Source organism: Antribacter soli (assembly GCF_021568775.1).
In the GTDB taxonomy this organism is placed as follows: domain Bacteria; phylum Actinomycetota; class Actinomycetes; order Actinomycetales; family Cellulomonadaceae; genus Antribacter; species Antribacter soli.
In genome coordinates, this window is sequence record NZ_JAKGSG010000046.1 from 58,065 (window position 1) to 82,958 (window position 24,894).

The following is a 24,894-nucleotide window of genomic DNA, read 5'->3' on the forward strand; positions in this document are numbered from 1 at the left end:
CGCTTCCCGTCGGTGGACCGTCATGCCGCCGGCCCCGGGCCCCGCAGGTCGCTGAGCGCGGCGGCGAGCCCGGGGCCGAGCAGCGTGACGATCTCCTCCCCCGGCTCGCCCGGGTACGGCAGGTTCTCCACGAACGACACCCGGACGAGCTCGTCCACCGCCGGGTCGCTGCCGAACGCGGCCTCGACGTGGTCGAGCACGGACCGGACCTCGGCCGCCGGGTCGTCGGGGACGGGGCCGGCTTCCGGCGACGGGTCGCCCGTCAGCAGCCCCACCTCACGCTGCACCACCTCGCCGAGGAAGGGGTGCGCCAGCACGATGTCGTGGTAGCCGTACCGGTTCTCGTCCGCGAGCCGGCGGAGCGCCGGGACCGCGGCGACGAGCCCGGCCACGAACGCCTCGACCGCCGCGGGCTGCCGCACGTCCCGCTGCGCGTCCAGAGCGGTCCGCAGGCCCGGCCCGAGCGCGCGGGTGACGTGGTCGTGCTCCTCCCCCGGCGACGGGTAGTGCACGAGCACGTCCTCGATCACCCCGTCGACGTCCAGGTCCGTGCCTCGCCACTCCTCGAGGACGTCGCCCATCACGACGATCACGCCGGCCACCGCGGCGTCCCCGTCCCGCAGGCGCGCGAACAGGTCGCGGGCCGCCTCGGCGACGGTCCAGGCAGCCGGGTCCAGCGGCGGCAGCCCGGCCTCGGACGCGAGCCACTCGCGGTCGCGCGCGGCGGCGTCCGCCAGCCCGGGCACCACGGGGACGAGCGCGGCCAGCAGCCGCTCGGTCGACGTGCTCACGGCACCTGCCTCAGGATCTCGCGCAGCTCCGTCTGGAGCTGCCTGGCCCAGGCGACGTCCGCCCGGGTGGCTGTCTTCTCGTTGGCTCGCAGCCAGTTGTTGAGCCCGTTCAGGATGTCCCGCGACTTCTGGACGTGGTCCTGACCGTGGGTCGCCTGACCGCTGCGGATCTCCCAGCGTGCCGCATCCATCGTGGTCCCGTCACCTGCACGGCGCGGGTTGTTCGAGCCCTTCCACAGCTGGTCCACGATGTTGCGCAGCTTCCAGTTCCGCACCTGCGGCTTGGGCCGGGGCGCCGACGGCGGAGGCGGCCCGCCCCCTGAGCCCGAACCGGACCCGGACCCGCCCGACGAGCCGCCGCCCCCAGGGCCGACCGCCTGCGCCAGCAGGATCCCGGCGAGCCCGAGCGTCGTCGTGACCCCGAGCGCTGTGGTCAGCGTGGGGACGAGGATCACGCCGCCCGTGGACAGCACGACCAGCCCGGCGGGCGGGAAGAAGATCAGGCCCGCGAGGATCAGGGCGATCCCGCCGTACAGCAGCAGGTCGCTCAGCGCGTCGAGCACGTGGAAGTTGGACACCACCGCGTCGTCCGGACCGGTGCCGCCCAGCCACGCGACGACGGCGAGCAGGCCCGCGCCGAGCGCCCCGGTCCCCACGGCCAGGCGGAACCCGACGTGCCCGAGGTGAGCTCCGTCGTCGGACCGGAGCGCCGGGCGCAGCGCCCGGACGAGCGCGACCTGCTGCCAGACGAGCCACGCCATCCCGACGCCGAACAGGACCAGGACCACGGGGAACCCCGGGCGCACCCCGAACCCGAAGGCGAACAGGGCCGGCATCAGCAGCACGAGCCAGACGAGGAGCGGCCACCACCGGCGGAGCAGGTCGCGCGGCGCGGCACCCCTGGTCAGGGCGGCGACGGGGCGCACCCGCGCCCACGCCTCGCGCGTGGCGCTCGCCCGCACCCGGCCGGCGAGGTCGCGCGCCCCGTCGAGGACCGCGTCGGGCAGCGGCCCGCCGTCGCCCGCCTCGAGCAGGACGGCCCGCCGACGGCGGACGAACCGCCACGCGACCAGCGTGCTCCAGCCGGGCCGCAGCCCCGCGTACCGGAGCAGGTCGCGCGCGTGCAGGCCGTCCAGGAGCTCCGGGTGGGCGGCGGCACCCCGGCGCAGGACGCGCAGGTCGTACCAGGCCGCCAGGGCGAGGGCGAGCACCGGCCACAGCCCGCGCAGCCCCTGGGCGGCCACGTACGGGGCGGCGGCCAGGTCGCCGAAGAACGAGGTGCCGGACCCCGAGATGTCGTAGTTGGTGGCGGCGTGGTCGGCGCACGCGAGCACGAACGGCAGCGCGCCCCACAGGCGGGCAGGCCCGCGGGAGCGCAGGAACCAGCCGACGCCGAGGCCCGCCAGCGCTGTCCACACCAGGTGGTGGAACGGCTCGACGCCCCCGTCGAAGCCCAGGAGGCCGCCCTGCGAGACGGGCGAGGGCAGCCATTGCCCGGACGCGACGGCGGGCGTGGGCACGTACGGCGGGGCGAGGCTGGGGAAGAGCCACCCGTCCGGGGTCGCGATCGCCCGGCCCGGCTCGTCTCCGAACCGCATCAGCGCCTCGAGCAGGCCGAACCCCGCGCCCAGCCCGGCGCCGAGAACGAGATGGTCGGACAGCCCCCACTGCAGGCGCGTGCGCACGTGCCAGGCCACCAGCACGAGCGGGACGATCTTGACCGCCTCCTCGATCACCGGGTCCACCGTCCAGGACGCGACCTGCACGACCTCGTACAGGGAGTCACCGGTGATCGCGGCGCGGGTCCGCGTGTACGCGAGCTGGAGCACCACGGACAGCGGCCCGCAGAAGTACAGCCCCGTCCCGAGGGCGAGCAGGTGCGCGCCGAAGGCGGTGGTGCGGGTGAAGGACGTGAGCACGCAGAGCTGGAGCACACCCCAGGCCGCGGCGAAGACCAGCGCGAACGCGAGCACCCCTCGATCCTGGGGGGCCTGGGCCCGACACGCCAGGGACCCCGGCGGCGTGGCGGGCGATCCGGGTGTCAGCCCGGCAGGCCCGCGATGCCCGTCCCGGGGTCGTCGGCGCGGCCGCCGCGCCGGCCGCCCGCCATCTCGTCCCGCACGAGCCGCACCCACAGGACGACGGCGAACCCGCCGAACACCCACCACTGCAGGGCGTAGAACGCGTTCTGCAGGTTGACGTCGCTCCCGCCGTCGATGACCGGCCGCGGCAGCTGGCCGAGGCCGTCGGAGGTGGGCGAGGCGACCAGGTAGCCGGAGTAGATCGGCCCGCCCCACTCCTGGACGAGAGCGCCGAGGGCGATCCGGTCCACCTGCCCGTCCGGCAGGGGTGCGGCGTCCGACGTCGCCTCGCCGGCCTGCAGCCAGCCGGTGACCCGCACCTCGCCGGACGGCACGTCGACGGGGCTGGTGGCCGACGGCACCCAGCCGCGCACGACGGCCACGACGGGCGCGCCGGACAGCCCGGCCCACGAGTCGCCGCCCGTCCCGTCGTCGGACACCCGCAGGGGGGTCAGCACGAGGTAGCCGGTGCGGCCGTCGAGCGCGCGCCCGGCCACGAGCCGCTGGCCCGCCGCCTCGTAGGTGCCGGTCACCCAAGCCTGCCGCCCGACGAGCTCCCCGGGGAACGTCTCCTGCGGCGCCAGCAGCTCGCCGAGCGCCGCCGGCCCGGTGGCCGCCGCCTCGGCAGCCTCCTGCTGGGCCGCGAGCGCCGCACGTTCGTACGCGCGGTCGAGCTGCCACACGCCGAGCCGCCCGCAGAGCGCGGCGGCGAGGAGGAGCAGCACCAGGATCCCGAGCAGGCGCGGCCGGCGTGCCACCTCCCAGAAGGTCCGGCGCCCGCTGCCCGACGGCGCGGCAGGCGCCCCGGTGGACGTCACGGACACAGTCGGAGAAGGCATGACCTCACGGTAACCGCGCGACCCGTCCGCGACAGAATCCCTGCCGGAATCCCCTGGTCGAGCGGGCAGCTTCGTCGACCTGACAGCCCGGCAGATCGACGTCACCCCGGTAGCCTGGTGCACCGCGGCCCGATCTGATGTCGAATGAAAGACGCAGCCATCCAGGCCGCACACCCTGGCGACAATCAGGAGCGTGTGTGATGACGACGACGACCGTCCCGAGCACGACCGAGAGCACCCGAGGCACCGCCTGGCGCGCGATGGGCGCCGCCGAGCCGAGCGTCGAGGCGCTGGAGCGGATCGACGCGTGGTGGCGGGCGGCGAACTACCTGTCCGTCGGGCAGATCTACCTGCTCGACAACCCGCTGCTCCGTGAGCCGCTGACCCGGGACCACGTCAAGCCGCGCCTGCTGGGCCACTGGGGCACCACGCCGGGCCTGACCTTCCTCTACGCGCACCTGAGCCGGGCGATCAAGGAGCGGGAGCAGTCCACGGTCTACGTCACCGGTCCGGGCCACGGCGGCCCCGGCCTCGTGGCGAGCGCGTACCTGGAGGGCACCTACTCCGAGACGTACTCCGACATCACCCCCGACGCCGAGGGCATGAGGCGCCTGTTCAAGCAGTTCTCGTTCCCGGGCGGGATCCCGAGCCACGTGGCGCCGGAGACGCCGGGGTCGATCCACGAGGGCGGCGAGCTCGGCTACGCGCTGTCCCACGCGTACGGCGCCGTGTTCGACAACCCCGACCTGCTGGTCGCGGCGGTGGTGGGTGACGGCGAGGCCGAGACCGGCCCGCTCGCCACGTCGTGGCACTCGAACAAGTTCGTCAACCCGGCGCAGGACGGCGTCGTGCTGCCGATCCTGCACCTCAACGGGTACAAGATCGCCAACCCGACGGTACTGGCCCGCATCAGCCACGACGAGCTGCACGACCTCATGGTCGGCTACGGCCACAAGCCGTACTTCTTCGAGGGTGGGTACGACGACTCGGAGTCGGACATCGACTGCCACCGCCGCTTCGCGAAGCTGCTCGACGAGGTGCTGGACGAGATCGCCGCGATCAAGGCCCGCGCGGCCGAGGGCGACCTGACCCGCCCGATGTGGCCGATGATCGTGTTCAAGACGCCCAAGGGCTGGAGCGGGCCGGCGACGATCGACGGCAAGAAGACGACCGGCTCGTGGCGCGCCCACCAGGTGCCGCTCGCGAACGCGCGCGACACGAAGGAGCACCTGGCGGTGCTCGAGAGCTGGCTCAGGTCCTACCGGCCGGAGGAGCTGTTCACCGAGGACGGCAGCATCCTGCCGGACATCGCCGCGCTCACCCCGACCGGGACCCTGCGGATGAGCGACAACCCGCACGCGAACGGCGGCCTGCTCCTCAAGGACCTGCGCCTGCCCGACTTCCGCGACTACGCGGTGGATGTCCCGGTGCCGGGCGGCAGCGTGTCGGAGGCGCCGCGTGTGCTGGGCACCTACCTGACGGACGTGGTTCGCCTGAACCCGACGAACTTCCGCATCTTCGGCCCGGACGAGACGGCGTCGAACCGCCTGCAGGCGGTGTACGACGTGACGGACAAGCAGTGGAACGCGGAGTACCACAGCCCCGAGGTGGACGAGCACATGGCTCGGGCGGGCCGCGTCATGGAGATGCTGTCCGAGCACCAGGTGCAGGGCTGGCTGGAGGGCTACCTCCTGACCGGTCGGCACGGGCTGGTGACGAGCTACGAGGCGTTCATCCACATCGTCGACTCGATGTTCAACCAGCACGCCAAGTGGCTCAAGGTGACGAACCACATCCCGTGGCGCCGTCCCATCGCGTCGCTCAACTACCTGCTGTCGAGCCACGTGTGGCGCCAGGACCACAACGGGTTCAGCCACCAGGACCCGGGCTTCATCGACCACGTGGTGAACAAGAAGGCCGAGATCGTCCGGGTGTACCTGCCGCCGGACGCGAACACCCTCCTGTCCACCTACGACCACTGCCTGCGCAGCCGCCAGTACGTCAACGTGGTCGTCGCGGGCAAGCAGCCGGCGCCGAACTTCCTGACCATGGACGAGGCGGTCGCGCACTGCACCCGGGGCCTCGGCATCTGGGAGTGGGCCGGCACCGAGGTCGCGGGCGAGCAGCCGGACGTGGTGCTCGCCGCTGCCGGCGACGTGCCGACCCTCGAGGTCCTGGCCGCCGCCGACATCCTGCGCCGTGAGCTGCCGGGCCTGAAGGTCCGCGTGATCAACGTGGTGGACCTGATGCGCCTGCAGGACGCGAAGGAGCACCCGCACGGCCTGACGGACAAAGAGTTCGACGGCCTGTTCACCACGGACCGGCCGATCATCTTCGCCTACCACGGCTACCCCTGGCTGATCCATCGCCTCACCTACCGCCGCAACGGGCACACGAACCTGCACGCCCGCGGGTACAAGGAGGAGGGCACCACAACGACCCCGTTCGACATGGTGATGCTCAACGACATGGACCGCTTCCACCTCGTGATCGACGTCATCGACCGGGTGCCGTCGCTGGGCAGCGCCCAGGCGGGCCTGCGCCAGAAGATGATGGACGCCCGCCTCGAGGCCCGCGCGTACACGCGTGAGCACGGCGAGGACAAGCCGGAGGTGCGCGACTGGGTGTGGCCCGACGCGCAGGACCGGTCGGCCTCGGAGCAGGTCGCCGCGACGCTCGGGACCGGTGGCGACAACGAATGACGAGGACCGAGTGACAACGACGCGCAGCATCGTCATCGCCTCCCCCGAGGGCGAGAGCGGCAAGTCGACGATCGCGCTCGGCGTGCTCGACCTGCTGGTCCGTCAGGTCCAGCGGGTCGGGGTCTTCCGGCCGGTCTCGCGCGTCCCGGCGGGCAGGCTGCCCGACGCCGACGCCGACGCGGCGCCGGGCAACGGGACGGGCGGCGCGAGCGAGCGCGACTACGTCCTGGAGATGCTCCTGGAGCACGACGGCGTCGACGTGCGGTACGAGGACGCCGTGGGCGTCACGTACGAGGACGTGCACGCCGACGCCGAGGCGGCGCTGTCCCGGATCGTGGCCCGGTACCACGCGGTGGCGGCGCGGTGCGACGCCGTCGTGGTCCTGGGCTCGGACTACACGGACGTCGCCGGCCCCACGGAGCTCGCGTTCAACGCGCGCATCGCGGCCAACCTGGGCGCTCCGGTGCTTCTGGTCGTGTCGGGCCGGGAGCGCACGCCGGAGGCCGTGCGGGCGCTCGCCGAGGTGAGCCTCGCGGAGCTGCGCGCCCACCACGCGCAAGCGGTGGGCCTCGTCGTGAACCGCTGCGACGCCGACGGCGACGCGGTCCGGGCAGAGCTGGCCGCGGGGCTCGCGGACGGTGCCGACGGCAGCCTGCCCGTCTGGACCATCCCCGAGGAGCCGTTCCTCATGGCCCCGACCGTCGCGCAGCTCCTCGAGGCGGTCGACGGCGAGCTGGCGCTCGGCGACCCCGAGCTGCTCGGGCGCGAGGCGCTCCAGGTCCTGATCGGCGCCATGAACTTCGAGCACCTGCTCGAGCGGCTCACTGACGGCGCGGTGGTCATCACGCCGGGCGACCGCACCGACATCCTCGTGGGGCTGCTCGCCGCGCACGCGGCGCCGTCGTTCCCGTCGCTCGCCGGGATCGTGCTCGGCGGCGGCTTCTACCCGGAGGGCATGGTCGCCGAGCTCGTCACGGCGCTCGACCCGAAGGTCCCCGTGATCCGCACGAAGCAGGAGACGTACCGCGTGGCGCGCGCGACGGCGAAGACGCGCGGGCGCGTGTCGCGGACCTCGACCCGCAAGATCGACACCGCGCGCGCCCTGTTCGAGCGCCACGTGGACGGCGCCGAGCTGGCGGCGCGGCTCGACGTGCCGCCGCCCGAGGTCGTCACCCCGCTCATGTTCGAGTACCAGCTCATCGAGCGGGCGCGGGCCGACCGCCGGCACGTCGTCCTGCCCGAGGGGGACGACGACCGCATCCTGCGCGCCGCGTCCACGGTGCTGGCCCGCGGGATCGCGGACCTGACGATCCTCGGGGACGAGGTCACCGTGCGCGGCCGCGCCGCGGCGCTCGGCCTCGACCTGTCGGGCGCGACGGTCATCTCGCCCACCGACCCGGTCTACGTGCGCCGCTTCGCCGAGGAGTACACGCGGCTCCGCGCCCACAAGGGCATGACCGTCGAGCGGGCGAGCGAGATCGTCACCGACGTGTCGTACTTCGGCACGATGATGGTGCACCTCGGCCTCGCGGACGGCATGGTCTCGGGCGCCGCGCACACCACGGCGCACACCATCCGGCCGTCGTTCGAGATCATCAAGACGGCTCCGGGCGTCTCGGTCGTGTCGTCCGTGTTTCTCATGTGCCTCGAGGACCGCGTGCTCGTGTACGGCGACTGCGCCGTCATCCCCGACCCCACGTCGACCGAGCTCGCCGACATCGCCGTCTCGTCCGCCGCTACCGCCGCGCAGTTCGGGGTGTCGCCACGCGTCGCGATGCTGTCGTACTCCACCGGCTCGTCCGGGTCGGGCGCCGACGTGGACAAGGTGCGGGCCGCGACCGAGCTCGTGCGGGAACGGGCTCCCCAGCTGTCCGTCGACGGGCCGATCCAGTACGACGCCGCGATCGACGCCTCCGTCGCGGCCTCCAAGCTGCCCGACTCGACCGTCGCCGGGCGCGCGACCGTCTTCATCTTTCCGGACCTCAACACCGGCAACAACACGTACAAGGCCGTGCAGCGCTCGGCCGGGGCGGTGGCGGTGGGGCCCGTGCTCCAGGGCCTGAACAAGCCCGTCAACGACCTGTCCCGGGGAGCCCTCGTGCAGGACATCGTCAACACCGTGGCCATCACGGCGATCCAGGCGCAGGGAGCCGCGCGATGACCGCCGCGTCGTCGGGCACCGTCCTGGTTCTGAACTCCGGCTCGTCCTCGCTGAAGTACCAGGTCGTCGCGCCGAGCTCGGGCGAGGTGCTCGCCTCGGGCATCGTCGAGCGGATCGGCGAGGGGAGCGGCCACGTGAAGCATGTGGCCCACGGCGCGGTCGTCAAGCGGGAGCAGCCCGTCGCCGACCACGCCGAGGCTTTGCGGCTGGTGCTCGCCCTCTTCGACGAGGCAGGGCCGTCTCTGGCCGACGCCGGGGTCCGGGCCGTGGGGCACCGCGTGGTGCACGGCGGTGCTCTCTTCTCGGCGCCGGTCGTGGTGGACGACGCCGTCGTCGAGGAGATCCGCTCCCTGATCCCGCTCGCACCGCTGCACAACCCGGCGAACGTGACGGGCATCGAGGTGGCGCGCGAGCTGCTCGACGTGCCGCACGTCGCCGTGTTCGACACCGCGTTCTTCGCGTCCCTGCCGCCCGCCGCCGCGACGTACGCGATCGACGCGAAGGTGGCCGCCGAGCACGGCGTGCGACGGTACGGCTTCCACGGGACGTCGCACCAGTACGTGTCGGCCGCGGTCGCCGCGCACCCAGCTGTGTCGTCCCGGACGGTCGGCAGGCCCGGCCCGCTGCGGCAGGTCGTGCTTCACCTGGGCAACGGCGCGTCGGCGTCGGCCGTGCTCGACGGCGTCGCGGTCGAGACCTCGATGGGGCTCACGCCCCTGGAGGGGCTCGTCATGGGCACCCGTTCGGGCGACCTCGACCCGGCGATCGTGTTCCATCTGGTCCGCAACGCGGGCCTGTCCGTCGACGAGGTGGACACGCTGCTCAACAAGGGTTCCGGCCTCAAGGGGCTCGCGGGGGTCAACGACATGCGCGAGCTGCAGGGGCTGATCGCCTCCGGCGACTCGCAGGCGGCGCTCGCACTGGAGGTGTACCTGCACCGGCTGCGCAAGTACGTCGGGGCGTACGCCGCCGTGCTCGGCGGGGTCGACGTGCTCACGTTCACGGCGGGCGTCGGCGAGAACGACGCCCGCGTGCGCGCCGGGGTCGTCGCGGGGCTCGGGTTCCTCGGGCTCTCGGTGGACCCGGCACTCAACGACGAGCGGTCGAGCGAGGCGCGGGTGGTCTCGCCGGACGGGTCGGCGGCGCTCGTGATGGTGGTGCCGACGAACGAGGAGCTGGCGATCGCCCGTCAGACCCTGGAGCTGGCCCGACGGTGACCGTCCTCATCGACCCGCCGGCCTGGCCGGCGCACGGCACGCACTTCTCACACCTCGTCTCGGACACCTCCCTGTACGAGCTGCGGACCTTCGCCCGCGCGGCCGGCGCCCCGGACCGCGCCCTGGACCTCGACCACTACGACGTGCCCGCCGAGCGGTACGACGATCTCGTCGAGGCGGGCGCCGTCCCGGTGGACGGCCGCGAGCTCGCGCGACGCCTCGGCGCCTCCGTGCTGCGGGTCTCCGGGGCGGAGCGGGGCCGCGCGTCGCGCGCCGCCCTCGCGGCCCGCTGGTCGACCCTCGGCCCGGCGCCGGAGGGGTCGCCCGCGCACGCCGCCGCCCCCGAGGCCTGGGCAGCGGCGGGCGAGGACCTCCTGAACCGCTGGCGCGAGCCGCACCGCGTCTATCACACGCGGCTCCACCTGGCGCAGGCGCTCGACGCGCTCGACGTCCTTCTCGGCGATCTCCAGGCGGCCGGGACTCCCGTCGACCCACTGACGGCCTGGCAGGCGCGCGTGGCGCTGTGGTTCCACGACGCGGTGCACGACGGCGAGGCCGGCCGGGACGAGCAGCGGTCGGCGGACCTGGTGCGGACGCTGCTCGGGCGGCCGACGTCGGGCGGCGTGCTCGACGAGGTCGCCCGGCTCGTGCTCGTGACCACCGACCACGACCCCGCGCCGGGCGACCTCGCCGGCGCGCTGGTGAGCGACGCGGACCTGGCGGTGCTGGGGTCGCCGCCGCGCACGTACGAGCGGTACACGGCGCAGGTGCGGGCGGAGTACGCCCACGTCCCGGAGGTGAGTTTCCGGGTCGGGCGCGCCGCCGTGCTGGAGGGCCTCCTGGCGGGCGGCCCGCTGTTCCGCACCCCGGCGGGGGCGGAGCGCTGGCAGGCCAGCGCCGAGGCGAACCTGCGCGGGGAGCTGGCAGACCTGACCACCCCGATGCCGGGATAGTCACTCCGTCCGGACAGACCGACGACCTCGCGGCAGGCGGTAGCGTGCCCGGCGTGGACCTGACCCGCGTGCGCACGCCCGCCCTGATCACCGCCGGGGCCCTCACCCTCGCCTTCGTCGTCCCCGTGACCTGGGTGCAGGCCGTCGGGCAGGCGCGCGTCCGAGCGCGCGTCGCCGACGTGGAGAAGGTCGACGCGATCGTCGTGCTCGGCGCGGGCCTGCGGCCCGACGGCACGCCGTCGACGTTCCTGCGCCGCCGGGTCGACGCGGCCGCCGAGCTGTACGCGTCGGGCGTCGCACAGACCGTCATCCTCAGCGGCGACGCCCACACCCGCTCCGACGGCACGACCTACGACGAGCCCGCCTCGATGCGCGACCACATCGTCGGCCTCGGTGTGCCCGAGGCAGCGCTCGTCCTCGACCGGGAGGGCTTCGACACGACCGCGACCTGCCGCCGCGCCGTCTCGGTCTACGGCGCGACGACGGCCGTCGTGGTCACCCAGGACTACCACCTGCGGCGGACGCTCTACTCCTGCGCCGAGGCGGGGCTCGACGCCGTCGGCGTGGGCGTGGGCGCGCGCAGCGAGCGCCTGCTGCACTGGGCGTGGTGGCACGTGCGCGAGCTGCCGGCGAGCTGGAAGGCCGCGGCCCGGAAGGTCATCGGGGCCTGAGCAGGACGCCTCGGTCAGGAGGGCCGCAGACTCATGGCATCCGCAGGCGCCGCATCACGTCCAGCGCTGCCGTGAGCACGCGGCTCGGGGTCTCCCCGCCCGCCCCGTAGAGCCGGTCGACGCCGAGGCCCAGGCGGGCGCCGCGGTCGACGACGACGGTCTGCGTCTCGGTGAGCGCGTCGATCGACGCTGCCCCGTGCCGTCGGCCCAGGCCGGACGCCTTGGTGCCGCCCATCGGCGCGGCCACGGAGGACCAGGTCATCGCGTAGCCGTCGTTGATCGCCACGGTCCCGGTCTCGATGCGGGTGGCGAGCCGGCGCCCGTGGCCGACGTCCCGCGTGTAGACGGAGGCGTGCAGCCCGTACTCGCTGTCGTTGATCGCACGCAGCGCCTCCTCGTCGGAGGCCACCCGGGTCACGGCGACGACGGGCCCGAACGTCTCCTCGCGCGTGCACAGGGCGCCGGCGGGGACGCCGTCGAGCACGGTGGGGGCGTAGAACCAGGGCCCGATGTCGCTGCGGTGCACGCCGCCGGCGAGCACCCGCGCGCCGCGCGCCAGCGCGTCGTCGACGTGGGCCACGACCTTGGCGAGCTGCTCAGCGGACGCGAGCGAGCCGACGTCGGCCGTGTAGTCGAGGCCGGCGCCGAGCCGCAGCGCTCGGACCGCGGGCACGAAGGCGGCGAGGAACTCGTCGGCGACGTCCTCGTGCAGCACGAGCCGCTCCGCGGACACGCAGAGCTGGCCGGAGTTGCCGAAGCACGCCCGCAGCACGGACGGGACGGCCGTGGCGACGTCCGCGTCGGCCGCGACGTAGAGCGCGTTCTTGCCGCCGAGCTCGAGCGTGGCGCCGACCAGCCGCTCCCCCGCGCGCGCCGCCACCCGGCGCCCCGTGGCGGTGGACCCGGTGAACGCGACGTGGTCGACGTGCTCGATCAGCTCCTGGCCGACGTCCGCGCCGCCCGCGACGACCTGGAACAGGCCCGCGGGCAGCCCGGCGTCCTCGAGAGCCTCGGCCGCCCAGAGCGCGGTGAGGGTGGTCTGGGGGTCCGGCTTGAGGACGACTGCGTCGCCTGCCAGGAGCGCGGGCAGCGCCTCGGCGAGCGCCAGGGTGAGGGGGTAGTTCCACGGCGCGATGACGCCGACGACGCCGACGGGCCGGCGGTGCACCCGCACGCCGGTGAGCAGCGGGAGGCTGCCGGGGACGCGCCGCGGGGCGAGGTAGCGAGGCCCGCGCACGGCGTAGTGCCGGGCCACCTGGGCCACGTCGGCGACCTCCTCGAACGCGGAGCGGCGGGCCTTGCCGGTCTCCATCTGGACGAGGTCGAGCACGTCGGACTGGCGCTCCAGCACGATGCGGCCGAAGCGCCCCAGGACGCCGGCGCGCTCGCGCACGGGCACGTGCGCCCAGGACCGCTGCGCGGCGCGGGCGCGCTTCGCCGCGAGGGCGACGTCGCCGGGCGAGGACAGCGGCAGCGTGGCGAGCGGCGCACCCGTGAACGGGCAGATCGAGCGGTGGGTCCCCGCCTCCTCGGCGGAGGAGATCCGTGCGATCAGCGGTGCCACGACGTCGGGCTCCAAGAGGTAGGTGGCCTCGGGGTGCTCGGGGTCGATCAGCCCGCCGACGGCACCCCGGCTCGCGGCCTCGTTGCCTGCTGTGTCGTCGATCATGGCCGTCACCATACGCGCAAAATCCAGCGTCATGCTGAGCACCACAGACGAAACTTCGTTACCAGTGAATGTCTTTCACGCGACACGCAGGTGACGTGCTCAGAACCAGCGTCCCAGGACCGTCGTCTCCTGGTCGGCATAGCCGAGTCGCTCGTAGAAACCCACGACCTTCGCATTCGCCGAGCGCACCATGAGCTGGACCTTCCGCGCCCCCCGCGCGGCCAGCCACGCCTCACCGGCCACCACCGCGGCGCGGCCGAGCCCGGCGCCCTGGCGGCCGGGCGCGACCGCCACGTAGTAGAGCCAGCCGCGGTGGCCGTCGTGACCGGCCATGACGGTCGCGACGACGGCGCCCTGCTCGGTGCCGTCCTCCTGCGTCCCCTCCGCGGGCGCCTCGGCGTGCGCGACGAGCACCGTCGAGGTGTCACCGGCGCGGGCATCCGCGAGGTCCACGTACGGGTCGTTCCAGGGCCGCGTCAGGCCGCACTCCTGCCAGAGCGCGACGACCTGCTCGACCTCGGCGTCCGCGATCTCGCGGAACGTCAGCCCGCCCACGGCGAGCCCCTCCTCGGCGACGACGCCGCCCGGGGCGCCCGGGACGACGTCGGACGCCGAGCTCATCGAGGCTGGTACGGCGAGACGACGACCTCCACGCGCTGGAACTCCTTGAGGTCGGAGTAGCCCGTGGTCGCCATCGCGCGCTTGAGCGCGCCCACGAGGTTCAGCGTGCCGTCCGCCTGCTTACCCGGGCCGAAGAGGATCTCCTCGAGCGTGCCGACCGTGCCGACCTCGACGCGCTCGCCGCGCGGGAGCTGGGAGTGGTGCGCCTCGGGACCCCAGTGCCAGCCCTTGCCCGGCGCCTCCGAGGCACGGGCCAGGGCCGCTCCCACCATCACGGCGTCGGCGCCGCACGCGACCGCCTTGACGACGTCGCCCGACCGGCCCACGCCGCCGTCGGCGATGACGTGCACGTAGCGGCCGCCCGACTCGTCGAGGTAGTCGCGGCGCGCGGCCGCGACGTCCGCGACCGCCGTCGCCATCGGTGCGTGGATGCCCAGGCTGACGCGCGTGGTGTGCGCGGCGCCGCCGCCGAAGCCGACGAGGACGCCTGCGGCGCCCGTCCGCATGAGGTGCAGTGCCGCGGTGTAGGTGGACGCTCCGCCGACGACGACCGGCACGTCCAGCTCGTAGATGAAGCGCTTGAGGTTCAGCGGCTCGGCGTTGCCGCTCACGTGCTCCGCGGAGACGGTGGTGCCGCGGATGACGAAGAGGTCCACGCCGGCGTCGACGACCGTCTTGTAGAACTCCTGCGTGCGCTGCGGCGTCAGCGCTCCCGCGACCGTCACGCCCGCGCTGCGGATCTCACGCAGGCGCTGCGTGATGAGCTCCTCCTTGATCGGCTCCGCGTAGATCTCCTGCATGCGGGCGGTGGCGGCGTCGGCCGACAGCCCGGAGATCTCGGCCAGCAGCGGCTCGGGCGACTCGTAGCGGGTCCACAGGCCCTCGAGGTCGAGCACGCCGAGGCCGCCGAAGCGCCCGAGGGCCACGGCTGTGGCCGGGCTCATCACGGAGTCCATGGGTGCCGCGACGATCGGCAGGTCGAAGTGGTACGCGTCGATCTGCCACCCGACCGAGACGTCCTTCGGGTCGCGGGTACGGCGGGACGGCACCACCGCGATGTCGTCGAAGGAGAAGGCGCGCCGACCGCGCTTGCCACGTCCGATCTCGATCTCGTTGCTCACCGGGACAGCCTACCGACCCGCGCTGCCCCGGCGTCGGTTGTCACGGTATGTCAGCGCTCACGGCTACCCTCTCCTGCGGTTCCGCTCCGGGCGCGTGCCTCGTTCCTCGGCCCCCACCCTGCGCTGCACCTTTCGTCGATGTCAGTGGCGGATGGAAGAGTGCGTCCCGGACGGACCGGACCGAGGGAGAGGAGCGCACCATGGACAGGACCTGGATCCGGATGCCCCTGCTGGGATTCGACACGGAGACCACGGGGGTCGACGTGGCGAACGATCGCATCGTCACCGCGGCGCTGGTGCTGCGGGTTCCGGGCGTGAGCACCGACGTGCGCACGTGGCTGCTCGACCCCGGGGTGGAGATCCCGGCCGAGGCCGCCGCGATCCATGGCATCTCGACGGAGCACGCGCGCGCCCACGGCGTCGCGCCGGCCGGAGCGCTCGACGAGATCGCGAGCGAGCTGGCCCACCACCTCGCCCAGGGCGTGCCGGTGGTGGCCTACAACGCGGCCTTCGACCTGTCGCTGCTCGACGCCGAGCTGGTGCGGCACGGGCTGCCGACGCTGCCCGAGCGGCTCGGTCGCCCGGTCGCGCCGGTCGTTGACCCGCTGGTGATCGACCGCTGGAAGGACCGCTTCCGCACCGGAAAGCGCCGCCTGGGTGACCTGAGCGAGTGGTACGGCGTGACCAACGAGGGCGATCTGCACACGGCCGACGTCGACGTGCTTGCCACGCTCGACGTGCTGGAGGCGCTCGTGCGGCGGTTCCCCGAGCTCGCCCGGACGTCGCTCGAGGAGCTGCACCGCGAGCAGATCGGCGCGCACCGCGAGTGGGCGGAGAGCTTCAACGACTGGCGGCTTCGCCAGGGACTGCCCGGACCAGAGGCTTCGTCACTGTGGCCCGCGCAGAACGCACGGAGCGCATAACAGTCGTATAAAGAGGGGCCGTAGGCAGGTTCTGACAGGGCGCGTATCTCAGATATGAGATACGCTCTCTGTCATGACCGTCGTCACCGATGCCCTTCCCACCGCGACCGCCACGCCGGCGGTCGACGCCGCGCAGGTCGGAGCGCTCGTGCGCGGCGCCCGCCAGAACCGCGGGCTCACGCAGGCACAGCTCGCCGAGCGCCTCGGCACCAGCCAGAGCGCGGTGCACCGCATCGAGCAGGGCCGCCAGAACCTGAGCCTCGAGCTGATCGGCCGCATCAGCGCCGCCCTCGACTCGGAGATCATCTCCGTGGGCGCCCCCAAGCGCTCGCACCTGCTCGTCGAGGGCGGGCACCAGCTCGAGGGCCGGATCGAGGTCAACTCGTCCAAGAACGGCGCCGTCGCGCTCCTGTGCGCGTCGCTCCTGAACTCGGGCCGCACGGTGCTGCGGGGCGTGGCTCGCATCGTCGAGGTCGACCGGATCGTCGACGTGCTGCGGTCCGTCGGTGTGCGTGCCACGTGGGCACCGAACGGACGTGACCTCGAGATCGTCCGCCCGGCCACCCTTGACCTGGCGAACATCGACGTCGACGCCGCCGTGCGGACACGTTCGATCATCATGTTCTTCGGCCCGCTGCTCGGCCTGGAGCCCACGTTCGAGCTGCCCTACGCCGGCGGCTGCGACCTGGGCACCAGGACCGTCGAGCCGCACATGATCGCCCTGCGCCGGTTCGGACTGGACGTCACCGCGACCGCCGGCACCTACCGCGCGACCGTCACGCCCGGCACGGGCGACCTGTCGATCGTGCTCACCGAGCGCGGCGACACCGTGACGGAGAACGCCCTCATGGCCGCCGCCGGCCGCGACGGCGTCACCACGATCCGCAACGCCAGCCCGAACTACATGGTCCAGGACCTGTGCTTCTACCTGGAGCTGCTGGGCGTCCGCATCGAGGGGATCGGCACCACCACCCTCCGCGTCCACGGGCGCCTGGGCATCGACGCGGACGTCGAGTACGCCGTGTCCGAGGACCCGGTCGAGGCGATGAGCCTGCTCACCGCCGGCATCGTGACCAGCTCCGAGATCACGGTGGCCCGCGTACCGATCGAGTTCATGGAGATCGAGCTCGCCACGCTCGCCGAGATGGGCCAGCGGTACACGCTGAGCGACGAGTACCTCGCGCGCAACGGCCGCACCCGGCTCGTGGACGTCACCGTGCACCCGAGCGAGCTGCGGGCGCCGATCGACAAGATCCACCCCATGCCGTTCCCGGGCCTGAACATCGACAACCTGCCGTTCTTCGCCGTGATCGCGGCGTCCGCGACGGGCACGACGCTCATCCACGACTGGGTGTACGAGGGTCGCGCCATCCACCTCACGGACCTCACCCGCCTCGGCGCGGACGTGCGGCTCATGGACGCGCACCGGCTGCAGATCACGGGCCCGACGCGCTGGTCCGGGGCCGAGGTGAGCTGCCCGCCGGCGCTGCGCCCGGCCGTCGTCATCCTGCTCGCCATGCTCGCGTCCAAGGGGACGTCCGTGCTACGCGGCGTCGACATCATCGCCCGCGGCTACGAGCAGCTCACCGAGCGCCTCATCGAGCTCGGCGCGCACATCGAGACGTTCCGGGACTGACCCCCGGATCGCTGTGGGTATGGATGGGGCGGGTATTCCGGTGGGAAAAACCGCCCCCGCCAAACCCACCGCGGCATTAGCGGCGGCTCAGCGACCGCCGTAGTTCGGCGCCTCGACCGTCATCTGGATGTCGTGCGGGTGCGACTCCTTGAGCCCCGCCGCGGTGATCCGGACGAACTTGCCGCGCTCCTGCAGCTGCGGCACCGTGTGCGCGCCGACGTAGAACATCGACTGGTGCAGGCCGCCCACGAGCTGGTGCGCCACCGCGCCGAGCGGACCGCGGTATGGCACCTGGCCCTCGATGCCCTCGGGGACGATCTTGTCGTCCGTGTCCACGTCGGCCTGGAAGTAGCGGTCCTTCGAGTAGGACTTCTTGCCGCGGGAGGCCATCGCACCGAGCGAGCCCATGCCGCGGTAGTGCTTGTACTGCTTGCCGTTGACGAACACGAGCTCTCCGGGCGACTCGTCGCAGCCGGCGAGCAGCGAGCCCAGCATCACGGTGTCGGCGCCGGCCACGAGGGCCTTGGCGATGTCGCCGGAGAACTGCAGGCCGCCGTCACCGATGACCGGCACGCCCGCCGGCCGGGCGGCGAGCGACGCCTCGTAGATCGCCGTCACCTGCGGCACACCCACGCCCGCGACCACGCGCGTCGTACAGATCGAGCCCGGTCCGACGCCCACCTTCACCGCGTCGGCGCCCGCGTCGACCAGCGCCTGCGCTCCTGCACGCGTGGCGACGTTGCCGCCGATGACCTGGACGCCGGCGAACGCCGGGTCCTTCTTGAGCCGCGTGATCATCTCGAGCAGGAGGCGCGCGTGGCCGTTCGCGGTGTCGGCGACGAGCACGTCGACGCCTGCGTCGCGCAGGGCGCCCGCGCGGTCCATCGCGTCGCCGAAGAAGCCGATCGCCGCGCCGACGCGCAGGCGACCCTCGCCGTCCTTCGTGGCGTGCGGGTACTGGTCGGCCTTCGTGAAGTCCTTGACGGTGATCAGGCCCCGCAGGCGGCCGGAGCCGTCCACCAGCGGCAGCTTCTCGATCTTGTGCTTGGCGAGGAGCGCGGCCGCGTCGTCGCGCGTGATGCCCACCGGCGCCGTGATGAGCGGCATCGGGGTCATGACCTCGCGTACCTTGCGGGACTCGAACTCGGCCGGGGAGACGAACCGCAGGTCGCGGTTGGTGATGATGCCGACGAGCTTCCCGTCAGCCTCCACGACCGGCAGGCCGGACACGCGGTACGTGCCGCACAGCCGGTCCAGCTCCGCGAGCGTGGCCTGCGGGCCTACTGTCACCGGGTCGGTGATCATCCCGGACTCCGAGCGCTTCACGCGGTCCACGTGAAGCGCCTGGTCCTCGATGGACAGGTTGCGGTGGATGATGCCGATGCCACCGTGGCGGGCCATCGCGACCGCCATGCGGGACTCGGTCACGGTGTCCATGGCCGCGGAGAGCAGCGGGATGCGGACGTCGATCTCACGGGTCAGCCGCGACGTGGTGTCGACCTCGCTCGGGATGACGTCTGTCTCGTTCGGCAGCAGCAGCACGTCGTCGTACGTGAGGCCGAGGAATGCGAACGGGTCGCGCGCAGCAGTCTCGAAAGAGGTGGTGGGCTCCATGTCAGGAGTCTACGCTGCGGCGTCCCGCCGTTTCCCGCGGGTGTGACGGGCGCGACGGGTTGCGTGCGTCACCCGCGGAGCACCGCGAGCACCTCGTGCAGCAGCCCGTTGAACGACCTCAGCTGCTGCACGGTGGGCCCGAACGGCAGGGCGGTCGCGGCCGCGTCCCGTCGCAGCCCGACGAAGATCGGCAGGTCCGGATAGCCCTCGTGCACGGCGTGCACGACGTCCAGGTCGGGCCGGTTCTGCGTCGTCGCGAGCACGACGGCGGCGGGCCGGACCATCGTGACGAGCTCCACGGAACGGTGCGTGCTGGCCGGGCCCGTGACGATCTTCGCCATGCTGCCCTGGGCTGCCAGCGCGGCGGCGAGCGCGTGCGCCGACAGGGGCACGACCTCGTCCGGCGCGGCGAAGACCAGCACGATCTTGCGCATGCGGCTCGGGTGGTTGGCGGGCGGGCCGCCCGACTCGACGATCGCCCGCTCGAACTCCTCGGTGTAGTGGCGCAGTGCCCTCAGCGCCGCGGTCGCGAGCACGACCTCGGGCACCTCGCCCGGGCCCGCGAGCACCGTGCGCTGCGCGATGCGCAGCCACGCCGGCTCCACGAGGTCGGTCCACCAGGCGGCCGGGTCGTCGCCGGGCGCGAGCACGAGCAGCGCGTCGCACTGCGTGCGTTCGAATGCGAGGGCCGCGTCGACCAGCGCCGAGACCCGCACGGAGGACGGCGCACCGGCAACGGCGCGCAGCGACGGCGCGGTGCCGCCGGCCCCGCCGGGCAGGGCCCGCAGGTGAACGCGCCGTTGCGGCTCCTCGCCCACGCCGCCCGACGCCGGACCGGTCACCCTCGCGATCGCGTCGCCACGCGCCGGGCCCGCCGAGGCGGACCGGGAGGCGTCCTCCCGCACCGAGGTGCCGAGCTCGTCGAAGTCCTCGCCGTCGCCCCGCGCACCCGGCTGCGGCAGGCCCTCGGCGTCGGCGACCGCGCCGAGCTCCTCGGCGCCCGCGGCCTTGGCCTGCTTCGCCGCGTCGACGGGCGCGTACCCCTCGGTGATGAGCCGCCGCATGACGAGCAGGCGCGCGACGTCGTCCGGTGTGTAGCGACGGTGCGAGCCGGCTGTGCGCCCGGACGGCCCGAGCCCGTACCGCCGGTCCCAGGTACGCAGCGTGGCGGGCGCGACACCCAGGCGCTTGGCGACGGCCGCCACGGCGAGGCCGGGGTTGGATGCGCGTGACCCGCCCGTTGTCTGGGCGGGCCGCGAGGGAGTCATGCGTCGATTCTGCCGATGGCGGGGGGCGATCGCCACCGCGCGACCCGGCGCGCCGTGATCTGCATCGAATTCGGCGGGCACGCGAACAAATCCGGTCAGCCCCTGGCGCGTTTTCCGACCGGTTCGAATCGGTCCACGTGACACGATCACGCCCCTTGAACAACTTCTGCACAACTTGTAGGTTGTTCGACATGACGGAGATCTCGAGGCTTCCCGGACCGGTCATGGAGCTGTGGGAGTGGCAGTACCAGGGGGCGTGCCGTGACGCGGACGACACCCTGTTCTTCCACCCCGAAGGTGAGCGCGGCTCCACCCGCCGCCGCAGGGCCGAGGCCGCCAAGGCCATCTGCCGCACCTGCCCCGTGATGATGCAGTGCCGCGAGCAGTCGCTCCGCGTGCGCGAGCCGTACGGGGTCTGGGGCGGCCTGAGCGAGGACGAGCGGGCGGCGATCCTCGCCGGCAAGGCCGTCGGCGCCTGACGCGCCGCTCGTCGCGGACCACCGAGGAAGCGCGGCAAAGAAGCGCGCGCCGAGGTAGAACCTGCCGAAGTAGAAGCTGCCGAAGTAGTACCGGACGGTGCACGACGACCGGGCGACGGAGCCCTGGTCCCCTCCGGTCGAGCTCGTCGCCCCGTGCACAGTCACTCCGTGCACGAGGGCCCCGCACCATGACGGTGCGGGGCCCTCGGTGACCGGGAGAGGGTCAGGCGACGACCACGGCGAGGATGTCGCGCGCGGAGAGGACGAGGTAGTCCTCGCCCGCGTACTTGACCTCGGTGCCGCCGTACTTGGAGTAGATCACCTTGTCACCGACGGTGACGTCCAGCGGCACACGGTTGCCGTTGTCGTCCACGCGGCCCGGGCCCACGGCCAGGACCTCGCCCTCCTGGGGCTTCTCCTTGGCGGTGTCCGGGATGACCAGGCCGGAAGCGGTCGTGGTCTCGGCCTCGAGAGCCTTGACGACGATCCGGTCCTCGAGCGGCTTGATGGGGACCGACACGTCGGACCTCCTCTTTCGTGAGCAGATCGTTGATCAGCTGCGTTGGGTTGATGAAGGGTCGAGCGTTCGGCGGTCCGCCGTCGTCGCGGGTGCCGGCGGGCACGAACATCTCGCGGCACCGCCACCTACCCCGGCTGGCCGGACGGAGGCGGCGATGACACCCCAAATCTAGGTCGGCGCTAGCACTCGGTCAAGGCGAGTGCCAACCGGCACGTCGGCGAGGGGGCCGTGTCGCGCCGCGGGCGCGGTCCGTGATGTGCTGGGGGCGTCAGAGCGCGGCGCGAGCCACGGGTCGTGTCCGTTTCTGGCAAAGATGACCCAAGAGACCCCCACGGGGTCTCGCCAGACGCCGGAACTACGTGGAAAGATCTGCCCATGGATGCGGCGATTCTGAGCAAACTTCTCAGCCCGGACGGTTGGGCGCTGCTCTCGGCCCTGCCGGCCTACGACGAGCGGCTCGCGATGCGCACGGCCACGCGGCTGCGGGAGGCAGGGATCTCTCCCGACCTCGCCGCCGCCGCGCTCACCCAGTCGCGCCTGCGCACCAGGGCGCGCGCCAAGTTCGGCGACTTCGCCGACGGCATGCTCTTCACAGCCGACGGCCTGGAGCAGGCGACCCGGCTCCTCGTCGCCGCGCTGCACGCCCGCCGCTACCTCGAAGCGGGCGTCACCACGGTCGCGGACCTGACGTGCGGGATCGGCGCAGATGCCATGACGTTCGCGGGCACTGGCCTGCGCGTCCTCGCCACCGAGATCGACGAGGTCACCGCGGCCATCGCCACGGTGAACCTGCGCCATTTTCCCGAGGCCGAGGTACGCCACACGGACGGCCTCACGCTCGACCTCCTCGCCGAAGGCGTGGACGGCGTCTACGCCGACCCGGCGCGCCGCACCCGCGGCGGGCAGCGGATCTTCGACCCGCGCGCCTACTCACCGCCGCTCGACGCGGTGTGGGCGCTGCGCGAGACCATCCCCGCCGTCGGCATCAAGGTCGGCCCGGGCATCCCGCACGAGGGCCTGCCGGACGACGCCGAGACCCAGTGGGTCTCCGTCGACGGCGACGTCGTCGAAGCCGGGCTCTGGTTCGGCCCGCTCGCTCCCGAGGGGCCCGGCCGCACGGCCATGGTCCTGCGTACGGTGACCGACGCCGACGGCAAGGAGCACACGCTCAGCCGCACGGTCCGCCGTCTGCCCGGCGCGGCCGAGCAGCCCGAGGTGGGCGCCGTCGGCCAGTTCCTCTACGAACCGGACGGCGCCGTCATCCGCGCCGGCCTCGTCGCCGACGTCGCGGCGGAGCTGGGCGGCCGCCTGGTCGACCGCACCATCGCCTACGTGACGACGGACACGCCGGCACCGCTCCCGGGCACGGACTCCGGCGAGCCCGGCACCGACGCCGCCGTCGCGACGGGGTACCGCGTGCTCGACACCATGCCGTTCGGGCTCAAGCGCCTCAAGGCGTACCTGCGCGAGCGCAACGTCGGCCGCATCACGATCAAGAAGCGCGGCACCGCGGTGGTGCCCGAGCAGCTGCGGACACAGCTCGTCCTCGCGGGAACGGAAGAGGCGACGATCGTGCTCACGCGCGTGGCGGGCTCCCAGCAGGTGCTCGTCGTCGAGCCCCTCGGGAGCGCCGCATGAGCAGTCCCCTACGCCTGCCGTGGGGCACCTCGGCCCGGTCGTCGGTGGGCCTCGAGTGGGAGCTCGCGCTCGTCGACGCCGACTCCGGCGACCTGCGCCAGACCGCCGCCACCGTCCTGGACGTCCTCGCGCCCGACGGCGACAACCCGCGGATCAAGGCAGAGTTCATGCGGAACACGGTCGAGCTGGTCAGCGGCGTGGCCCGCACGGTCGGCGAGGCCGGTGCGGACCTGGCGCAGTCGATGGACGACGTCCGCGCCATCACGGACCCGCAGCGTGTGGAGCTCATGTGCGCGGGCACCCACCCGTTCGCCAGCTGGACCGCGCAGAAGGTGACGCAGAAGGACCGGTACACCCGGATCATCGACCGCACGCAGTACTGGGGCCGCCAGCTCCTCATCTACGGGCTGCACGTGCACGTGGGCGTGGAGGACCGCGCGAAGGTGCTCGCGCTCCTGCGCGGCATGCTCCCGTACGTCGCGCACCTGCAGGCGCTGTCCGCGTCCTCCCCGTACTGGGGTGGGATCGACACCGGCTACGCCTCGAACCGGAGCCTGCTGTTCCAGCAGATCCCCACCGCCGGGCTGCCGTACCAGTTCGAGACGTGGGAAGAGCTCGAGGCGTTCGCCGGGGACATGATCCACGTCGGCGTCGCGGACTACTTCAACGAGATCCACTGGGACATCCGCCCGTCGCCCGGCTACGGCACCCTCGAGGTCCGGGTCTGCGACGGGCCGACGAACCTCGCGGAGCTGCTGTCGATCGCCGCGCTGGTGCACTGCCTCGTGGAGCACCTGTCCACGCAGCTCGACCAGGGTCGCGACCTGCCGAACCTGCCGCAGTGGTTCGTGCGCGAGAACAAGTGGCGCGCCGCCCGCTACGGCATGGACGCGATCATCATCCTGGACGCGGAGGGCAACGAGGAGCTGGTCACGGACGCGGTCGGCAAGCTCCTCGTCGAGCTCGAACCGGTCGCGGAGCGGCTCGGCTGCGCCGACGAGCTCGCCGGGGTGTGGGAGATCGTCCGCGGCGGGGCGTCGTACCAGCGGCAGCGGGCGGTCGCGGCAGCGAACGGCGGGGACCTGGAGGCGGTGGTGCACTCGCTCGTGCGCGAGATGCGAGTCGGCCACCCGCTCCCGCTCCCGCCGAGGTAGGACCGCGCCAAGGAGGACCGGGGGCCTCGTTCTTTCGTGAGGCCACGCTCACTCTGTGTTGACATTGTCAACACAGAGTGAGCGGCCTCAGGCGAACGGTCGCACCCCTCGGCGGCAAGAACCAGCGCGGCGCGTCGTCGCGCCGGCGCCGTCAGAGGACCTGCGACACCTGCTCGAACGCCAGGCGCGGCGCGCGCGGCCGGTGCGTGCCCTCGCCGTCGGCCACGCCGACGTTGACGACCAGGAGCGAGCGCCAGCCGTTCCCGGCGAAGAACTCGGCGTCGATCTCGTCGAAGTTGCCGTTCATCGGTCCGGCGGCGAGGCCGGCGGCGCGCAGGCCGACGACGAAGTACCCCGCCTGGAGCAGCGCGTTGGTGCGGCCCATGTGGAGGCGCGTCTCCTCCGACTGCGCGAAGTTCTCGCGCATGCCGGGCATGTGCGGCGCGAGGACGTCGAGGTGCTCGTGGAACGCGGGGTCGTAGCCCAGCACCAGCGTCACGGGCGCATTGGCGACGCGCTCCTTGTTGCCGTCGGGCACGCGCGCGACGAGGCGCGCGCGGGCCTCGGGCGTGCGCACGACCAGGACGCGGAGCGGGCTGCTGTTCAGGCCTGTCGGGCCCCACTTGACGAGGTCGTAGACGGTGGCGAGCTGCTCGTCCGTCACGTCGGCGTCGGTGAACGTCGCCGTCGTGCGGGCGGTGCGGAACAGGCGGTCGGCGGTGGCGTCGTCGATCGCGAGGCCGGGGTCGAGCAGGGTGCTGGTGTCGGTCATGTCCCGGGCAACGACCCGCCGCCGGAAAGTAGTCCGGTTTTCAACCGTGACGTCACACACATCG

General features: G+C 73.0%; 20 protein-coding genes. 10 read left to right on the top strand and 10 right to left on the bottom strand.

What is annotated here, in order from left to right; all coding sequences use genetic code 11:
- Window positions 1-20: 20 nt before the first annotated feature.
- From L1785_RS17090 to L1785_RS17100, 3 genes are all read right to left on the bottom strand, one after another.
- Window positions 21-791: a hypothetical protein gene (locus tag L1785_RS17090; RefSeq protein WP_236090494.1), complete on the bottom strand. Its 771-nt coding sequence runs from the start codon at window positions 789-791 to the stop codon at window positions 21-23.
- Complete coding sequence (locus tag L1785_RS17095; RefSeq protein WP_236090495.1) at window positions 788-2,764, bottom strand: PrsW family glutamic-type intramembrane protease; 1,977 nt, start codon at window positions 2,762-2,764, stop codon at window positions 788-790. The genes L1785_RS17090 and L1785_RS17095 overlap by 4 nt, the downstream gene beginning before the upstream one ends.
- A gap of 68 nt (window positions 2,765-2,832) precedes the next feature.
- Window positions 2,833-3,711, bottom strand: coding sequence for an SURF1 family protein (locus L1785_RS17100; RefSeq protein ID WP_236090496.1), 879 nt, complete (start codon window positions 3,709-3,711; stop codon window positions 2,833-2,835).
- Window positions 3,712-3,911: 200 nt separating this feature from the next.
- Between L1785_RS17100 and L1785_RS17105 the strand changes: the two genes are divergently transcribed.
- From L1785_RS17105 to L1785_RS17125, 5 genes are read left to right on the top strand one after another with little or no spacing between them, the layout of a single operon-like run.
- Window positions 3,912-6,413: a phosphoketolase family protein gene (locus tag L1785_RS17105; protein WP_372461881.1), complete on the top strand. Its 2,502-nt coding sequence runs from the start codon at window positions 3,912-3,914 to the stop codon at window positions 6,411-6,413.
- A gap of 10 nt (window positions 6,414-6,423) precedes the next feature.
- Entirely contained in the window at window positions 6,424-8,574 is a 2,151-nt protein-coding gene (gene pta, locus L1785_RS17110; protein WP_236090497.1) for a phosphate acetyltransferase, read from the top strand.
- Window positions 8,571-9,791, top strand: coding sequence for an acetate/propionate family kinase (locus L1785_RS17115; protein WP_236090498.1), 1,221 nt, complete (start codon window positions 8,571-8,573; stop codon window positions 9,789-9,791). Before pta ends, L1785_RS17115 begins: the two co-directional genes overlap by 4 nt.
- Complete coding sequence (locus tag L1785_RS17120; protein ID WP_236090499.1) at window positions 9,788-10,744, top strand: DUF4031 domain-containing protein; 957 nt, start codon at window positions 9,788-9,790, stop codon at window positions 10,742-10,744. Before L1785_RS17115 ends, L1785_RS17120 begins: the two co-directional genes overlap by 4 nt.
- Before the next feature lie 53 nt (window positions 10,745-10,797).
- The gene (locus L1785_RS17125) at window positions 10,798-11,415 is read left to right on the top strand and encodes a SanA/YdcF family protein (protein ID WP_236090500.1); all 618 of its coding nucleotides are present in this window, start codon (window positions 10,798-10,800) and stop codon (window positions 11,413-11,415) included.
- 31 nt (window positions 11,416-11,446) lie between these two features.
- Here L1785_RS17125 and L1785_RS17130 read toward each other — a convergent pair whose 3' ends face one another.
- The 3 genes from L1785_RS17130 to L1785_RS17140 all read right to left on the bottom strand — a co-directional run bounded on the left by L1785_RS17130 (window position 11,447) and on the right by L1785_RS17140 (window position 14,826).
- Entirely contained in the window at window positions 11,447-13,084 is a 1,638-nt protein-coding gene (locus L1785_RS17130; protein ID WP_236090501.1) for a succinic semialdehyde dehydrogenase, read from the bottom strand.
- Between the two features lie 99 nt (window positions 13,085-13,183).
- A complete protein-coding gene (locus tag L1785_RS17135; protein WP_236090502.1) occupies window positions 13,184-13,705 on the bottom strand; it encodes a GNAT family acetyltransferase in 522 nt (173 codons plus the stop codon).
- Entirely contained in the window at window positions 13,702-14,826 is a 1,125-nt protein-coding gene (locus L1785_RS17140) for a GuaB3 family IMP dehydrogenase-related protein (protein ID WP_236090503.1), read from the bottom strand. The genes L1785_RS17135 and L1785_RS17140 overlap by 4 nt, the downstream gene beginning before the upstream one ends.
- 200 nt (window positions 14,827-15,026) lie before the next feature.
- Between L1785_RS17140 and L1785_RS17145 the strand changes: the two genes are divergently transcribed.
- Window positions 15,027-15,749, top strand: coding sequence for an exonuclease domain-containing protein (locus L1785_RS17145; protein ID WP_236090504.1), 723 nt, complete (start codon window positions 15,027-15,029; stop codon window positions 15,747-15,749).
- Window positions 15,750-15,822: 73 nt separating this feature from the next.
- A complete protein-coding gene (locus tag L1785_RS17150; RefSeq protein ID WP_236090505.1) occupies window positions 15,823-17,385 on the top strand; it encodes a carboxyvinyltransferase in 1,563 nt (520 codons plus the stop codon).
- 87 nt (window positions 17,386-17,472) lie between these two features.
- Here L1785_RS17150 and guaB read toward each other — a convergent pair whose 3' ends face one another.
- Both guaB and L1785_RS17160 read right to left on the bottom strand, forming a co-directional pair.
- Complete coding sequence (gene guaB / locus L1785_RS17155) at window positions 17,473-18,999, bottom strand: IMP dehydrogenase (protein ID WP_236090506.1); 1,527 nt, start codon at window positions 18,997-18,999, stop codon at window positions 17,473-17,475.
- A 68-nt stretch (window positions 19,000-19,067) separates the two neighbouring features.
- Window positions 19,068-20,267 (bottom strand): MerR family transcriptional regulator, encoded by a 1,200-nt coding sequence (locus L1785_RS17160; RefSeq protein WP_236090507.1) that lies wholly within the window; start codon window positions 20,265-20,267, stop codon window positions 19,068-19,070.
- A 191-nt stretch (window positions 20,268-20,458) separates the two neighbouring features.
- Here L1785_RS17160 and L1785_RS17165 point away from each other — a divergent pair, with 191 nt between their 5' ends.
- The gene (locus L1785_RS17165; protein ID WP_236090508.1) at window positions 20,459-20,746 is read left to right on the top strand and encodes a WhiB family transcriptional regulator; all 288 of its coding nucleotides are present in this window, start codon (window positions 20,459-20,461) and stop codon (window positions 20,744-20,746) included.
- 223 nt (window positions 20,747-20,969) lie between these two features.
- Here L1785_RS17165 and groES read toward each other — a convergent pair whose 3' ends face one another.
- Window positions 20,970-21,266: a co-chaperone GroES gene (gene groES, locus L1785_RS17170; protein ID WP_236090509.1), complete on the bottom strand. Its 297-nt coding sequence runs from the start codon at window positions 21,264-21,266 to the stop codon at window positions 20,970-20,972.
- 375 nt (window positions 21,267-21,641) lie between these two features.
- Between groES and L1785_RS17175 the strand changes: the two genes are divergently transcribed.
- Complete coding sequence (locus L1785_RS17175; protein ID WP_236090510.1) at window positions 21,642-22,904, top strand: class I SAM-dependent methyltransferase; 1,263 nt, start codon at window positions 21,642-21,644, stop codon at window positions 22,902-22,904.
- Complete coding sequence (locus L1785_RS17180) at window positions 22,901-24,058, top strand: glutamate--cysteine ligase (RefSeq protein WP_236090511.1); 1,158 nt, start codon at window positions 22,901-22,903, stop codon at window positions 24,056-24,058. The genes L1785_RS17175 and L1785_RS17180 overlap by 4 nt, the downstream gene beginning before the upstream one ends.
- 151 nt (window positions 24,059-24,209) lie before the next feature.
- Here the strand turns inward: L1785_RS17180 and L1785_RS17185 are convergent, their stop codons facing one another.
- Window positions 24,210-24,830 (bottom strand): malonic semialdehyde reductase, encoded by a 621-nt coding sequence (locus L1785_RS17185; RefSeq protein WP_236090512.1) that lies wholly within the window; start codon window positions 24,828-24,830, stop codon window positions 24,210-24,212.
- Window positions 24,831-24,894 lie beyond the last annotated feature (64 nt).